The sequence below is a fragment of the Streptomyces sp. NPDC051907 genome (assembly GCF_040681075.1).
GTDB lineage: Bacteria > Actinomycetota > Actinomycetes > Streptomycetales > Streptomycetaceae > Streptomyces.
Genome location: NZ_JBFAYB010000048.1, coordinates 35,271 through 50,398 on the forward strand (window position 1 = coordinate 35,271; position 15,128 = coordinate 50,398).

General features: G+C 72.0%; 14 protein-coding genes. 4 read left to right on the plus strand and 10 right to left on the minus strand.

Features of this window, described 5'->3' with window-relative positions; translation table 11 throughout:
* Positions 1-184: 184 nt before the first annotated feature.
* The 3 genes from AB0M39_RS23780 to AB0M39_RS23790 form a co-directional block, all read right to left on the minus strand.
* Positions 185-778 (minus strand): hypothetical protein, encoded by a 594-nt coding sequence (locus AB0M39_RS23780; protein ID WP_365367525.1) that lies wholly within the window; start codon positions 776-778, stop codon positions 185-187.
* Positions 779-891: 113 nt separating this feature from the next.
* On the minus strand, positions 892-1,557 hold the full coding sequence (gene msrA / locus AB0M39_RS23785; protein ID WP_365367527.1) for a peptide-methionine (S)-S-oxide reductase MsrA: 666 nt from the start codon (positions 1,555-1,557) through the stop codon (positions 892-894).
* Positions 1,558-1,858: 301 nt separating this feature from the next.
* Positions 1,859-2,962, minus strand: coding sequence for a hypothetical protein (locus AB0M39_RS23790; RefSeq protein ID WP_365367529.1), 1,104 nt, complete (start codon positions 2,960-2,962; stop codon positions 1,859-1,861).
* 197 nt (positions 2,963-3,159) lie between these two features.
* Between AB0M39_RS23790 and AB0M39_RS23795 the strand changes: the two genes are divergently transcribed.
* Positions 3,160-4,314, plus strand: coding sequence for a cystathionine gamma-synthase (locus AB0M39_RS23795; RefSeq protein WP_365367531.1), 1,155 nt, complete (start codon positions 3,160-3,162; stop codon positions 4,312-4,314).
* 168 nt (positions 4,315-4,482) lie between these two features.
* Here the strand turns inward: AB0M39_RS23795 and AB0M39_RS23800 are convergent, their stop codons facing one another.
* The 4 genes from AB0M39_RS23800 to AB0M39_RS23815 all read right to left on the minus strand — a co-directional run bounded on the left by AB0M39_RS23800 (position 4,483) and on the right by AB0M39_RS23815 (position 6,045).
* Complete coding sequence (locus tag AB0M39_RS23800; protein ID WP_365367533.1) at positions 4,483-4,674, minus strand: DUF1059 domain-containing protein; 192 nt, start codon at positions 4,672-4,674, stop codon at positions 4,483-4,485.
* 100 nt (positions 4,675-4,774) lie between these two features.
* Positions 4,775-5,026, minus strand: coding sequence for a hypothetical protein (locus AB0M39_RS23805; protein WP_365367535.1), 252 nt, complete (start codon positions 5,024-5,026; stop codon positions 4,775-4,777).
* Positions 5,023-5,493 carry a sigma factor-like helix-turn-helix DNA-binding protein gene (locus tag AB0M39_RS23810; protein ID WP_365367537.1) on the minus strand — a complete coding sequence of 157 codons (471 nt, stop codon included), beginning with the start codon at positions 5,491-5,493 and terminating at the stop codon, positions 5,023-5,025. The genes AB0M39_RS23805 and AB0M39_RS23810 overlap by 4 nt, the downstream gene beginning before the upstream one ends.
* A 24-nt stretch (positions 5,494-5,517) precedes the next feature.
* Complete coding sequence (locus AB0M39_RS23815; protein WP_365367539.1) at positions 5,518-6,045, minus strand: MarR family transcriptional regulator; 528 nt, start codon at positions 6,043-6,045, stop codon at positions 5,518-5,520.
* A gap of 164 nt (positions 6,046-6,209) precedes the next feature.
* Here AB0M39_RS23815 and ilvA point away from each other — a divergent pair, with 164 nt between their 5' ends.
* The 3 genes from ilvA (at position 6,210) to AB0M39_RS23830 (ending at position 9,572) form a co-directional block, all read left to right on the plus strand.
* The gene (gene ilvA, locus AB0M39_RS23820) at positions 6,210-7,439 is read left to right on the plus strand and encodes a threonine ammonia-lyase (protein WP_365367541.1); all 1,230 of its coding nucleotides are present in this window, start codon (positions 6,210-6,212) and stop codon (positions 7,437-7,439) included.
* Between the two features lie 265 nt (positions 7,440-7,704).
* Entirely contained in the window at positions 7,705-8,724 is a 1,020-nt protein-coding gene (locus tag AB0M39_RS23825) for an ATP-binding cassette domain-containing protein (RefSeq protein WP_365367543.1), read from the plus strand.
* Complete coding sequence (locus AB0M39_RS23830) at positions 8,721-9,572, plus strand: ABC transporter permease (protein ID WP_365367545.1); 852 nt, start codon at positions 8,721-8,723, stop codon at positions 9,570-9,572. Before AB0M39_RS23825 ends, AB0M39_RS23830 begins: the two co-directional genes overlap by 4 nt.
* A gap of 51 nt (positions 9,573-9,623) precedes the next feature.
* Here the strand turns inward: AB0M39_RS23830 and AB0M39_RS23835 are convergent, their stop codons facing one another.
* The 3 genes from AB0M39_RS23835 to greA form a co-directional block, all read right to left on the minus strand.
* Entirely contained in the window at positions 9,624-11,948 is a 2,325-nt protein-coding gene (locus AB0M39_RS23835) for a protein kinase (RefSeq protein ID WP_365367547.1), read from the minus strand.
* Between the two features lie 71 nt (positions 11,949-12,019).
* Positions 12,020-14,512, minus strand: a complete 2,493-nt coding sequence (locus AB0M39_RS23840; protein WP_365367549.1) for a PQQ-binding-like beta-propeller repeat protein — start codon at positions 14,510-14,512, stop codon at positions 12,020-12,022.
* Between the two features lie 106 nt (positions 14,513-14,618).
* Positions 14,619-15,116, minus strand: a complete 498-nt coding sequence (gene greA, locus AB0M39_RS23845; RefSeq protein WP_365367551.1) for a transcription elongation factor GreA — start codon at positions 15,114-15,116, stop codon at positions 14,619-14,621.
* Between the last annotated feature and the right edge of the window lie 12 nt (positions 15,117-15,128).

The window sequence follows — 15,128 nt, forward strand, 5'->3', positions numbered from 1 at the left end:
ACGGCCGGGATCCGTGCTTGGAAGGCGTGCGGGCCGGCATCGGTGTCAGAGCTTGGGCGTACTGTCCGGGCATGGCGATCAGACCATCTGATAAATGGCGTGCTGGGATATTGCCGAGGCGCCAGAACAGCGACGTGGGCCGATCGCCTGCGCACCCGCAGCCAGGCGTGCCCTCGAGGCAGCGCTACAACTCGCCCAATGCATCGGTCGCAGCCTGCAAGAAGCCTTGCCGTAGAGGCACTACATCGATGGCCTGATCCCAGGAGCCGTTGTAGAGAATCTCTTCGGCGATCCTGGTCATCCGATCTTGCAGCTGAGGGTCGTCAGTCTCACGGAATTGGGTATGGATGGCGTCGAACTCGGCTCGAACGTCAGCCGGTAGCGCCATCGCGGTAAGTCTGCTCAGCGCCTGCTCGGTGGCAGTCGTGATGCTTTCAGGGCCGACGATTCGAATAGCGAATGCGGCTGTGCTGAGCCGTCCGCTGAACTCCTGCACGCTGCGCCAGTTCTCGTACTTCGGTGGCCGCTCAATATGAAATTTCCCCCGGGCCAAGGTGTATTCGTCCCAGGCCCTGAGGAATTGTGCGTAAGCCGTGGCGCGTTGAGCGCGCACCCACTGTGCGTGCTCCGTGTGGGCTTGGTGATTGACTTGCTGGAGTATGGCGACAGCGTTCTTGTCTGCGCCGATCTTCGCTCCAATGATCGCAGCCAAGCCCCCGAGCGTGGCTCCCACCACACCGATCGCGCCAGCCGCTATCGCTGCCACCCCTGTGTCCATGACGCCATCCTCGCCATGGGCGACGCCTGGCAATCCTGGGATCTTGTGGAAGAGCCGGTGGGTTCCCGCTATGCGTCGTGGGTGGTGTTCAAGCGGGGCTCGGGGAGAAGGGCTCAGCCATCTGCCTTCGCGACGCCGATCGGGCAGGAGACGCCCGTGCCCCCGATGCCGCAGTACCCCGCCGGGTTCTTGTCCAAGTACTGCTGGTGATACGGCTCCGCCGCATAGAACGGGCGGCCCTCCGACGGGAGCAGTTCCGTTGTGATCGTGCCGTAGCCCGACGACGTCAGGACTCCCTGGTACGCCGTCCTCGACGCCTGTGCCGTCTGGGCCTGGGACGGGGAGTGGGTGTAGATCGCCGAGCGGTACTGCGTGCCTACGTCGTTGCCCTGGCGGAAGCCCTGCGTCGGGTCGTGGGACTCCCAGAACACCCTCAGCAGCTCCTCGTACGACACCTTCGACGGGTCGAAGACGACCCGGACCGCCTCGGTGTGGCCCGTCAGGCCCGAGCAGACCTCTTCGTACGCGGGGTTCTCGGTGTAGCCGCCCTGGTAGCCGACCAGCGTCGTCCAGACGCCCTTCGTCTGCCAGAACTTGCGCTCCGCGCCCCAGAAGCAGCCCAGGCCGAAGTCCGCGATCTCCAGGCCCTCGGGGTACGGGCCCTGCAAGGGGTTGCCCAGGACCGTGTGGCGGTCGGGGAGCTGGAATTCAGGGGTGGGGCGGCCCTTCAGGGCCTGGTCGGGGGTGGGGAGCTCGGGGGTGCGGCGGGACAGGAACATACGGGTCTCCTCGACAGTCGTCCTCTGTCACAACGTCCGGGGGCGGGCACAGATTCCTGGCCCCGGACGCCCTGCCCCGCGCCTTCCGCGGGGTGCCCGTGCAGGGCATGTCACCCTCGCCCCAGGGGGCTGCGCCCCCGTACGCCCTTCGGGCGTGTCCTCAAGCGCCGGACGGGCTGGGTTTCCCGGGCTTGGGCGCGCACATTCAGCCCCGTGGGGGTCCCCCGGACGAGGTCTGGGGGAGTTTGAGGCGCGGGGTCCGGGGCAGCGCCCCGCCAGCCGCCCGGGCAGGACACCCCACTCACCTCGGCAGCGTCGCCGGGTTCCCCCCGTTCGCCTCGTAGCCTGCGACCGCCAGGGCGCGGTAGACCGTGTACTCCGCCGCCGGGTCGTCGCTGTGCGTCCAGGGCAGCGCGCCGATGTGGCCGTCCACCCGGACCAGTTGGTGCATCGCCTCCGTCCACCTCTCCGACCGGACGAGGAAGAGGATCAGCAGATGCCGTACGTGCGCGAGCATCGGATCGTCCGGGCGGGCCGCGTGCACCGCGAACAGCGCGCCCTCCATCGCCTTGGACACCACCGCGCTCTGATAGAACCCCTGCACCATGACCAGGTCCGGGATGTGCTCGTACACCGCGAACAGCGGGAGCGCCGCCAGCAGCGAGCCCTGGGGGGCGCGGGCCGCCGAGGTGGTGGCGAAGTGGTCCGCCTCCTGGCGGGAGCCGTGCCACTTCTCGCACCAGTAGTGCAGGGCCGCCAGATGCGCGCCCATGTGCGACGGCGCGCGGTCGATCACCTTCGCCCACAGCTGGTCGAACTGATCGTGGGGGTACGCAAGTCCGCGGGCCACCGCCAGTTCGACGATGTACGGCACGGGGTCGCCGGGCGCGAGCAGCGCCGCCTCGCCGCAGAGCGTGCGCGCCTCCTCCAGGATGATCCGGAAGTCGTCCGTCCCGGCCCTCGACGACCGCCACGCCTGCTGCACCAGGAACTCCGCGTGCACCTGCGCGCCGCCCGCGTCCTTCGGGGAGTCCGAGCGCCAGGCCCGCAGCCACGCCCCGCCGACGCCCGGCTGCTGCTGGAGCTCCAGCGAGGCCGCCCCGGCGAAGGCCTGCACGCGCTGCCAGCGCACCTCGCCCTCCTTCGGGGTGCCCGCGAGCAGCTGCGCGGCGGCCCGCCAGTCCTGGGTGCGCTGGACGACCTCGAGCACGTCGAGGAGATCCTGGTCGGGGCCGGGCAGCCGGATGTCCAGCTCCTCCTGGCGTACGAAGCCGTACGTGTCGGGGTCGGCGGCGTCGGGCGCGCCGGGCGAGACCAGGCGGATGCCGGCGCGGCGGCGGAACACGTACGGGCCGACGACCGCGGTCAGCATCGCGAGCGCGATCAGGAACCAGAGAATCTCCATGCCTCCATTGTTCCGGACCCGCGGCGGAGCCGATCCTCCGCCCAGGCTCTGCCTGAAACTTCAAGGACTTCCGGACGAGGACCTCCGGTCGACGACTTCCGGACGTCGAACGGCCACGCCCCCGCGGAACTCCCCTGTTCCGGACAACGAACGGGGTGCTCCAGCACGCCGGCCCGCGCGGGACTACGCTCGGACCCATGAGCGACCAGCACTCCACGCAGAGCTTCGAGACCCTCGCGATCCACGCCGGAAACACCGCGGATCCGCTGACCGGCGCGGTCGTCCCGCCCATCTACCAGGTCTCCACGTACAAGCAGGACGGCGTCGGCGGGCTGCGCGGCGGCTACGAGTACAGCCGCAGCGCCAATCCCACGCGCACCGCCCTGGAGGAGAACCTCGCGGCGCTGGAGGGCGGCCGGCGCGGGCTCGCCTTCGCGTCCGGGCTCGCCGCCGAGGACTGCCTGCTGCGTACGCTCCTGGCGCCGGGCGACCACGTCGTGATCCCGAACGACGCGTACGGCGGCACTTTCCGGCTCTTCGCCAAGGTCGTCGCGCGCTGGGGCGTGGAGTGGTCGGTCGCCGACACCTCCGACCCGGCGTCCGTCCGGGCCGCGCTCACCCCGAAGACCAAGGTCGTCTGGGTCGAGACCCCCTCCAACCCGCTGCTGGGCATCACCGACATCGCGGCGGTCGCCGAGGTGGCGCGCGGCGCGGGCGCGAAGCTCGTCGTCGACAACACCTTCGCGAGCCCCTATCTCCAGCAGCCGATAGCCCTCGGCGCGGACATCGTCGTGCACTCGCTGACGAAGTACATGGGCGGGCACTCCGACGTCGTGGGCGGCGCCCTGATCGCGGCCGACGAGACGGTCGGCGAGGAGCTCGCGTACCACCAGAACGCCATGGGCGCGGTCGCCGGCCCCTTCGACGCCTGGCTGGTGCTGCGCGGCATCAAGACGCTGCCCGTCCGCATGGACCGGCACAGCGAGAACGCGGCCCGGGTCGCCGAGATGCTCACCCAGCACTCCAAGGTCACGCAGGTCCTCTACCCGGGACTGCCCGAGCACCCCGGCCACGAGGTCGCCGCGAAGCAGATGAAGTCCTTCGGCGGCATGGTGTCCTTCCGCGTCGAGGGCGGCGAGCAGGCGGCGGTCGAGGTCTGCAACCGTACGAAGCTGTTCACGCTGGGCGAGTCCCTCGGCGGCGTCGAGTCGCTGATCGAGCACCCGGGGCGGATGACGCACGCGTCGGTGGCGGGCTCGCCGCTGGAGGTGCCGGGCGACCTGGTGCGTCTGTCGGTCGGCATCGAGTCCGCGGACGACCTGCTGGCCGACCTCCAGCAGGCGCTGGGCTAGCCGACGGGGCATGCGAATGAGCCGGGCGCGGGCCCGGTTCTCTCAAGTCCCCGACGACGCGAGGGACTTGAGGATGTGAGGGGTCTGCCGGCGCGGCGTGCCTAGAGCGCGCCCGTCGGCGGACCCGCCGCCGAGGTCTAAGCCGAGGTCTCAGTGGTCTCAGGAGTCTCAGGCGGGGATCTTCTCGTCCTCCAGGGCCTCGCGGATCTGCGCCCGCAGCTCCGGGCCGTCCGTGTGCTGGTGCACGGAGACCGAGTGCTCCGCGGCCGCCTGGATGACTTCCTCCTCCTCGCCGCTGATGGTGAGGGTGCAGTTCATGACGCTCGGCTGCTTGCGGCAGTCGACGACTTTCCTGGTCATGGTGGCTCCTCTGTCGGAACTTCGTGCCACTCATTCCAGGATAGATCCGAATGAGCCCGGCGTACGGGGGCGAAAGCGGCCCGTCCGCCTGACTCCGGTGCTACCAGCCCTCCAGCGGCGGACTCGTCTCCGACGGCGGCGTGACCCACGGCTCCGCCAGCGACGCCCACACCGCGAAGGCGACGGCCGCCGCCACGAGCAGCGCCCACCACGCCCTGCGCAGGAGGAGGCTCCGGCGCAGCAGCCGGGCGCCGTGCTCCTCGGCGCGGGCCGCGAGGTCCGCGGGGACCGTCGGGCGCCGGGTCTCCAGCATCCGGCGGACCTCGTCCTCCCTGCGGTCCTGGCCGCTCATGACGCGGCCTTCAGCCCGGCGCCGCGGGGGCTGCGCATGGTCGCGACGGCGCGGGTGCAGATCGCCCGGACCCGTTCCACGGGGAGCCCGATCAGCGCCGCCGTCTGCTCCTCGGCCACGCCCTCGTACAGCCGCAGCACCAAGACCAGGCGCTCCTGCGGGCTGAGGCGGTCCAGGACGCCGCCGCGCACCCGGTGGTAGCGCCAGGCGCCACGGGCGAAGCGGGCGGCGAGCGCCTGGCGGGTGCGGTCGTACGGATCCTCGCCGCGCAGCCGGTCCCACTCGGCGTACGTGTGCGCCAGCGCAGCGGTCAGCAGCCGCTGCGCGTGCGGGTTGGCGGCGGGCGGCTCGGCGGTGAGCAGGGTGGCGGCGTGCAGAAGCCGGCCGGCCGCGCCCGCGACGAAGGCCTCGAACTCCCGGGCGCGGCGACGCTTGCTGGCCGTCTGCCGTTCGCTCACGTTCCTCATATAGAGGCAGCCGCGCCGCTCGGGTCAAGAGGTCGGCGGCGTCTCCGTGTCAGCGGCGGGCAGACCGGCCTGGCGGGCCGAGAGCGCGCCGTTGAAACGAGTGAGCAGCGTGCAGAACGACTCGCGCTCCGTCTCCGTCCAGCCGTCCGTCACCTGTGCCATCAGCTCGCGGCGCGAGGAGCGGACCTCTTCGAGGCGGGACGCTCCGCGCGCGGAGAGCTGGAGCACGACCGCGCGGCCGTCCTCCGGGTGCGAGGTGCGCTTGACCAGGCCGGTGTCGACGAGCGGGGCGACCTGGCGGGTGACGGTCGAGGAGTCGATCCCCATTCCGGCCGCGAGCGCCTTGACGCCCATCGGGCCTTCTTTGTCGAGGCGGTTGAGCAGCAGGTAGGCCGCCCTGTCCATGGAGTTGCGGACCTGGCCGACCCCGCCGAGACGGGTCTGCTCCGCGCGGCGCGCGAAGACGGCGACCTCGTGCTGCAGGGCGTCGAGGAGGCCGGGGCCCGAGGGGTCGGAGGCCGCCCCCCGGGAGTCAGGCGCAGTGGTCGTCATGTCCTGAGAAGTGGGCATGGCTGCGGGGGCTCTCTCGTGCGGTGGTCGGTTGGTGGGGGACAGAGTACGCGGCTGTGCCGCAGTACGTACCGGCGCTGCACAAACCCGCGAGTAGGGCTGCACAGGAGCCGCCGCCCCTTCTGTGAGCTGCGAGACTTGAGGTCATGAGCTACACCACGCCTGGCGCCTTTCGTCCCGTCATCCTCGACGACGTCCGGGGGGCGCAGAAGATGCTCGCCGGGGTCGCGCGGATGACCGCCATGGAGGGCAGCAGGCATCTGTCGCAGCTGGTGGGCTCCCCTGTGCACTTCAAGTGCGAGAACCTCCAGCGGACCGGGTCGTTCAAGCTGCGCGGCGCGTATGTGCGCATCGCCGGGCTGTCGCCGGAGGAGCGGGCGGCGGGCGTCGTCGCCGCGTCCGCGGGCAACCACGCGCAGGGCGTGGCGCTCGCGTCGTCGCTGCTCGGGGTGCGCTCGACGGTCTTCATGCCGGTCGGCGCCCCGCTGCCGAAGGTCGCGGCGACGAGGGAGTACGGCGCGCAGGTGCGGATGCAGGGCCAGGTCATCGACGAGACGCTGGCCGCGGCGCAGGAGTACGCGCGCAACACCGGCGCGGTCTTCATCCACCCCTTCGACCACCCCGACATCATCGCCGGGCAGGGCACGGTGGGGCTGGAGATCCTGGAGCAGTGCCCGGAGGTGCGGACGATCGTCGTCGGCGTCGGCGGGGGCGGCCTCGTGGCCGGGATCGCGGTGGCGGTCAAGGCGCTGCGGCCGGACGTCCGGCTGATCGGCGTGCAGGCGGAGGGCGCAGCGGCGTATCCGGTCTCGCTCTCGGTGGGTCGGCCGGTGTCGATCGACGCGCCGGTGACCATGGCGGACGGGATCAAGGTGGGGCGTCCGGGCGACGTGCCGTTCAAAATCATTGGCGATCTCGTCGACGAGGTCCGTACGGTCTCCGAGGACGCGCTCTCCAGCGCGCTGCTGCTCTGCCTCGAGCGGGCCAAGCTGGTGGTCGAGCCCGCCGGGGCGGCGCCGGTCGCGGCGCTGCTCAGCGACCCCGGGTCGTTCGAGGGGCCGGTGGTGGCGCTGCTGTCGGGCGGCAATGTGGACCCGCTGCTGATGCAGCGGATCCTGCGGCACGGCATGGCGGCCGCGGGACGCTATCTCTCGCTGAAGGTGCGGCTGGCGGACCGGCCGGGCGCGCTGGCGAGGCTGCTCGGAACGCTGTCGGAGGTCGACGCGAACGTGCTCGACGTGAGCCATGTGCGTACGGATCCGCGGCTCGGGCTCACCGAGGTGGAGGTGGAGCTGCAGCTGGAGACGAAGGGCCGGGAGCACGCGGAGGAGGTCGCGGTGGTGCTGCGGGACGCGGGTTACACCGTGCTCGACTGACGTCGGGCTGTCGGTCTGTCGGGCGGTCGGTCGGTCGGTCGGGCTGTAGGGCTGTCGGTTCGGGGCGGGGGACGGAGGCCCGGGGCCGGACTGGTTCGAGGAGTGCGGCCAACTCTGTTGTGTATCGCGATACATCGCGTTACCTTGAAGTCACGCCACAGCTCCGCCGGGCGCGAGAAAAGGCACGAACCCAGCCTCTCGTGCGAAGTTCCTACGAGCTTTCTACGAAACAATCCATCCATCTGCCACATCTGGGAGACCCCCTATGCCAGGCGCGATCTACGCCGAGGGCCTAGTGAAGACCTTCGGCGACGTACGGGCTCTGGACGGCGTCGATCTCGACGTCCCCGAAGGCACGGTCCTGGGGCTGCTCGGCCCCAACGGCGCCGGCAAGACGACGACCGTGCGGGTGCTGACCACCCTCCTCCAGCCGGACAGCGGAAAGGCCGTCGTCGCCGGGATCGATGTGCTCAAGCATCCCAACGAGGTGCGCCGCTCCATCGGCCTGTCCGGTCAGTTCGCCGCCGTGGACGAGTATCTGACGGGCCGTGAGAACCTCCATATGGTCGGCCAGCTCTACCAGATGAGCTCGCGCGACGCGAAGGCGCGGGCCGCGGAGCTGCTGGAGCGGTTCAACCTCTCCGACGCCGCCGACCGGCCCACCAAGACGTACTCCGGCGGTATGCGCCGCCGACTCGACCTCGCGGCCGCCCTGGTCGTCTCCCCGCCCGTGATGTTCATGGACGAGCCGACCACCGGCCTCGACCCGCGCAACCGGCAGCAGCTGTGGGAGGTCATCCAGGAGCTCGTCGGCGGGGGCACCACCCTGCTGCTGACCACCCAGTACCTCGAAGAGGCCGACCATCTCGCCGACGACATCTGCGTCGTCGACCACGGCAAGGTCATCGCCCGCGGCACCGCCGACCAGCTCAAGGCCCAGACGGGCGGCGAGCGCGTCGAGGTCGTCGTGCACGAGCCCGAGCAGATCGCCCCCGCCCGCGCGGTGCTCGCGGGCTTCGGCAAGGGCGAGGTCGCCGTCGCCGAGCACACCCGCAAGCTCACCGTCCCCGTCACCGGCGGCGCCAAGCTGCTGGCCGAGGTGATCCGCGAGCTCGACACCCGAGGCGTCGAGATCGACGACATCGGTCTGCGCCGCCCCACCCTCGACGACGTGTTCATCTCGCTCACCGGCCACGCCGCCGAGCTCCCGAGCGAGGACGACGACAAGCCCGAGGACGCCGTGAGCGCCCGAGCCAAGAAGTCCCGGAAGGAGAGCGCCCAGTGACCACGTCCACGGACGCCGTCAAGGTCACGGCCCCCACACCCCGAGGCGGCATCGTGCAGTCGTTCAACGACTCGCTCGTCGTCGCCAGGCGCAATCTGATCCGCATGAGCCGGATCCCGGAGATGATCATCTTCGGGATGATCCAGCCGGTCATGTTCGTAGTGCTGTTCAGCTACGTCTTTGGCGGCTCGATGAACATCGGCGGGAGCACCGACCCCGTCGTCTACCGCGAGTTCCTGATGGCCGGCATCTTCGCCCAGACCGTCACCTTCGCCACCGCGGGGGCCGGCGCGGGCATCGCCGACGACATGCACAAGGGTCTGATCGACCGGTTCCGCTCGCTGCCGATGGCCCGCGGCGCGGTCCTCACCGGACGCACGCTCGCGGACCTCGTCCAGACCACGCTGACGGTCGTCGTCCTGACGATCGTCGCCCTGCTGGTCGGCTGGCGGATCCACAACGGCATCCCCAAGGCGCTCGCGGCCTTCGCGCTGCTGCTCCTGCTCGGGTACGCCTTCTCCTGGATCGGCGCGCTGATCGGCCTCTCGGTCCGCACGCCCGAGGCGGCCACCTCAGGCGGTCTGATCTGGCTCTTCCCGGTCACGTTCATCTCGAACGCCTTCGTGGACTCCAGCCAGATGGCGGGCTGGCTCCAGCCCATCGCCGAATGGAACCCCTTCAGCGCCACGGTCCAGGCCTGCCGCGAGCTGTTCGGCAACCCCGGGGTCTCGCCGTCCGACGCCTGGCCGATGGCCCACCCGGTGCAGGCGTCGCTGCTCTGGTCGGTGCTGATCATCGTGGTGTTCCGGACGCTGTCGGTGCGCAAGTACCGCTCGGCCGCGGCCTGACGGCTCAGGGCCCTGGATCCCAGGGCCCTGACGCTTGACGGCCCCCGCGCCTCAGGGCGCGTAGCCCGACACGATCTGGCCGTCGAAGGTGGTGACGAAGAGCGCCCCTCCGGCGGCCAGAACGCTGTTCGCGCCCTGCTCCGCGTTGCCGCCGTCCGCCGTCTCGAAGTCGACGGAGTTGCCCGCCTCGTCCGATGCCTCGGGGTCGTCCAGCGGCATCGACTCGATCCGCGTCCCCTCGGTCACCAGAAGCCGGTCTCCGGCGAAGGCCAGCTCCTCCGCGGTCGCGTGGTCGGCGTCCTGCCAGCGCTCCCGTCCGGTCGCCAGGTCGTACAGGTAGAAGGCATCCCGGTCGCTGAGCGCCACGACCCCCCGCGCGTTCACCGCGAAGCCGCCCCAGCCCTGGATCCCCCGGGCGAACGTCCGCACGTGCTTCAGCGTCCTGCCGTCGAAGACGGCGATCCCGGCGCCCTCCCCGGCCTGGCAGAGCACGGACTTCTGGTGGACGACGAGGGAGAAGCAGCCCGTCGCCCCCGTGCCCCGCGCGGCCTCCTCGCCGGTACGGGCGTCCAGCGCGACCGGCATGCCTCCCGCCGGCACGTACACCCGCCCGCCCGCGGTCACCGGCCCCTCCGGGATCGAGGCCAGCGGTCTGCGCCACAGCTCCTTGGCCGTCTCGCCCAGCTTCACCGCCGTGACCAGACCGGACTTCTCGTCGGCCACGTTCAGGTACGTCGTGTAGAGCACCCCGTCCAGCATGTCCGTGCCCTTCACCGCCCAGCCGCCCTCGGGCACGGCCAGCCGGCCGTGCTCCTTGCCGTCCTTCAGGCCGTGCACCCGCACGCCGTCCGGTCCCGTGACGTACACCCGGTCCCCGACGACGGCCGGATACTGAGCCGTCGGCCGCGGCAGGGCGCCGCGCCCCGGCCGCGACCAGAGCTTCGTGCCGTCGGCCGCCTTGAGCGCCACGACCGCGCCGCCCTGCCCCGAGCAGAGCAGGATCTCGGGGGAGAGGGCGCAGGGACCCATGCCCTCGTCCACCTTCACCGACCAGGGCGACCAGCCGGCCGGGCGGGCGGAGCGGTCCACTCCGGCCTTGCCGAAGTCGCGGCCGTGCCCCTCGCCGGCGTACGGGTGGACGACCCGGTCGAGCGTGGCGGGCTTGGGCCCGTTCGTCGGCGTGGACCCGCCCCCACCGCCCCCACCGCCCCCGCCGGCCGCGCCCCCGGCGGCCGAACCGCCCTCCCGCTCCCCGTCGTCGAGCAGGGTCACGCCCACGCCCGCCAGCACGCCGACCGCCGCCGCGCCCGCCGCGACCGCCGCCCAGGGACGACGGCGCCGCGCCTTCGCCGGGGCGGCGGCGGGGGCGGTGTCGGGCCGGGCCGACATCGCCGTCGGGGAGTACGGAATCTGCGGGGCGAGCGTCGGCAGGTCGGCCACCCCCGCACCGGACGCCGCCGCCTCGCCGATCCGCCGCGCGGAGTCCCCGTACTCGGCCAGCAGCGAGAGCACCCCGCCCGGCCAGGGGAAGGCCGCCGGCGCCTCGGACCCCGGCGGCTCCAGCAGCTCCGCCAGCTTCGCCGCCGACGGCCGCTCCGCCGGGTCGAGCCGCAGGCAGCGCTCCACGACCGGCCGCAACTCCTCCGGCACACCGTCGAGTTCGGCGTCGGCCCGGCTGATCCGGAAGACGACCGACGCCATCTCCTCGTCGTGGAAGGGCCCGCGCCCGCTCGCCGCGAACGCGAGCACCGCGCCCAGGCAGAACACGTCCGACGCGGGCACGACGGCCCGGCTGCCGGTCAGATGCTCCGGCGACATGAACCCCGGCGAGCCCACGACCAGACCGGTCGAGGTCAGCGCCGTCGCCTCGAAGGCCTGCGCGATGCCGAAGTCGATGAGCTTCGGCCCGGAGGCGCCCAGCAGCACGTTCGCGGGCTTCAGATCCCGGTGGAGCACCTTCGCCTCGTGCACGGCGTCCAGCGCCCGGGCGAGAGCGGCGCCCAGCGCCCGTACCGCAGCCGCCGGCAGCGCCCCGGCCCGTGTGACGGCCTCGGCGAGCGAGGGCCCGGGGACGTACTCGGTGGCCAGCCAGGGCGCCGGGGCGTCCGCGTCGGCGTCGACGAGCTGCGCCGCGTGGGGGCTGGAGACCGAGCGCGCCGCCGTGATCTCGCGCCGGAACCGGGCCCGGAAGTCCCCGTCGAGGTCCAGGTCCTCCCGCACGGTCTTCACCGCGACCATCCGATGCGGGTCGGCCGTCGGCGCGTCCGCCCGGCACGCCAGATGGACCTCGCCCATGCCGCCCGCCCCCAGCCGGGCCAGCAGTCGGTAGGGGCCGACGAATCGCGGGGGCTGCCCGGCGGGCAGTGCTACCAGCACGGAAGGGATTCCTCTCGGTTCTCAGCCGGTTTCTTGGGCAGCTCTACGGATCACCTCGGCAGCTCTGCGGATCACTTCGGCAGCTCTACGGAGGCGACGACGCCCTTGTCGAAGGCGACATGGGCGATCCCGCCGACCGGCAGAACCTCCGGCTCCCGGGTCGTCTTGGCCAGGTTGACGCCCCAGTCGATGTCGAAGGCCTCCTCCGGGGCGCGCGGGCCTGGCGCGCCAGGCACCGCCGTGGTCGTCAGAGCGGCCGGCCTGCCGTCCTTGCCGAGGCGCACGGTGTACAGCGCGCTGTAGTCGGCGTAGACGACCTGGTCGCCGGCGAGCAGCGGGGTGGACCAGCTCTGTTGCAGGCCCTTGGGGGCTTTCTTGATCGGGTACGACCCCAGCCGCTTCCCGTCGCGCGGATCGTGGACCTGGAGGCCGCCGTCGAACACGACGGCGGCCGTGGGGCCGATCACGTCCACGCGCAGCTTCTCGACCGGTGGGGCCAGACGTCCCTTTGAGGCGAGCGTGGCGGAGTCCAGGACCCGCAGGTGCTCGCGCAGGCTGCCGCCGAGGAGGGCGTCCGCGCAGTAGGCCGTCGCCCCGACGATCTTCACCGACCAGCAGTTCTCGGCCTCCTTGTCGGCCTGGCCGCGCACCTCCCCGGTCTTCGCGTCGTACGCGACGAGTCCGCCGTCGCTCAGCGCGTACACCCGGCCGCCGGCGAAGGCCACCGGCTCGTACGGGCGGGTCTCGGCTTTCGAGGTCGTGGCGTTGGTCAGCTCCTTCTTCCACAGCTCGGCGCCGTCGGCCAGGGAGTAGGCGGTCATGCCGACGCGCTCCAGGGTGTTCCCCGCCGTCTTCATGGCGGCGAAGACGACGCCGTCGCCGACGATCGGTCGGGAGTCGGTGCCCTGGGCGCCCAGGCCGCGCTTCTCCCAGCGGACCTTCCCGGTGCGGGCGTCGCGTACCTGCAGCCTGCCGGCGGCGGTGAAGACGACGGCGTCGTCGTGGACGGTCGGCCGGGTCGCGCTGTCCGCGACGAACACCGCGCCGGTCGGACCGATGAAGCTCTCGGAATCGTCCGTCTTCGTGCCGCCGAGGTCCGCCGACCACAGCTTCTTGCCGTTCGCCGGGTCCAGCGCCTCGTACCCCCCGTTCGTCGTCCGGCAGACCAGCACCCTCGTGCCCGCCGCGCAGCCGAACGCGGGCGCGGGGAGCTTCGTCGTCCAGGGCTTCCAGCCGGCGGGACGCTGGGCGGGGTTCTGCGGCACGATCCCGGAGGAGTCCGCGAGGCCCTTGTGGTCGACCCCGGCGATCTCCGGCTGGGGCGTCACGGGCGGCTGGGCGGCCGGGGACTTCTTCTCGCCCTTGGGGAGGAGCACATAGGCGCCCACGCCGCCGGCCACGACCGCGAGGGCGACGGCGACCGCGATCAGTCCCCGGCGCCGCCTCCGCGGCGGGGACGCCGGCGTCGGCGTCGGCGCGAGGGGCGGCAGCGTCGGCAGCTGGTCCACCCCGGGCGCCGCGACCGGGGCCGCGGCCGGCGCCTCGAGGAGCGGACCGCCCGCCGCCACCAGCTGCGCGAGCGCCCTTCCGTACTCCCCGATGTGCTCCCGCACGCTCTCGGGCCACGCGGGCCGCCGCTCCCCGCCGAGCAGCTCCACCAGCTCGGCCGGGGACGGCCGCTCGGCCGGGGCGAGGCGCAGACAGGCGGCGACTGTCTCGCGCAGCTCGTCCGGCACCCGGCTCAGGTCCGCCTCCGCCTGGGAGACGCGGTAGAGGACGGCCGCCAGGGGCCCGTCCCCGAAGGGGTCCTCGCCGGTCGCCGCGTAGCAGAGCAGCGAGCCCAGGCAGAAGACGTCCGAGGCACCGGTGACATGGCGTGCGCCGGCGACGTGCTCGGGCGACATGAACGCGGGGGTGCCGACCATCATCCCGGTCGCCGTCATGGTCGTGGCGCCGTTGCTGCGGGCGATGCCGAAGTCGATCAGGCGCGGCCCGTCGACGGACAGCATGACGTTGCCGGGCTTGAGGTCGCGGTGCAGGACCCCGGCCGCGTGCAGATCGGCGAGCGCGCGGGCGATCCCGGCGCCCAGCTCCCGCACCGTTGACACCGGCAGCGCGCCGCCGCGCCGTACGGCCTGGGACAGGCTCGGCCCCGGCACGTACGCCGTCGCCAGCCAGGGCGTCTCGGCGTCCGCGTCCCCGCCCTCCGGAGCGGCGGCGTACGCGCTCCGCACCAGGGCCGCGACCTTGATCTCGCGGCGGAAGCGGTCGCGGAAGGCGGGCTCGTTCGCGACGTCCCGCCGTACGGTCTTCACGGCGACGTAGGTCCCGGCGACGATTCCCGCGGCCGGTCCGGCGGCCGGCCCCTCGACGGAACCCGGGCCCGACCCCTCGACGGAACCCGATCCCGACCCCTCGACGGAACCCGATCCCGATCCCGGCCCCGCCCCCTGGCCGTTCGACCGGCCCAGGAACACCTCGCCCATGCCGCCGGCCCCGAGCCGCGCCAGCACGTCGTACGGTCCGATCCGCCGTGGTGTGCCCTCGCGCAGCGGTCCCAGCACGTCTCATCTCCCCCTTGTGACGCGACGTCAGCCCGCATCATTACATGTGCATGCAGAGCTAAGGGCCGGACCCCCAGGGGGTCCGGCCCTTGATCGACTCTTCGGCTCAGCCGGTGTACGGCTTGGCCGCGAGGATGGTCACCGCGGCCTTCTTGCCGTTCGGCAGCTCGTACTCGGCTTCCTCGCCGACCTTCTTGCCGAGCACGCCGGAGCCCAGCGGGGACTGCGGGGAGTACGTCTCGATGTCGGCGCTGGCGTATTCGCGCGAAGCCATCAGGAACGTCAGGGTGTCGTCCTCGTCGCCGTCGAAGGCGATGGTCACGACCATGCCGGGCTCGACCACGCCGTCGTCCGCCGGGGCCTCGCCGACCTTGGCGTTGTCCAGGAGCTGGGTCAGCTGGCGCACACGGAGCTCCTGCTTGCCCTGCTCCTCCTTGGCCGCGTGGTACCCGCCGTTCTCCCGCAGGTCCCCCTCCTCACGCGCCGCCTCGATCTTCTTGGCGATCTCGGTGCGCGCAGGACCAGACAGGTACTCCAGCTCGGCCTTGAGCTGGTTGTACGCCTCCTGGGTGAGCCAGGTGACGTTTTCGCTGGTCTGGGTCACAGGTGCTCCTCG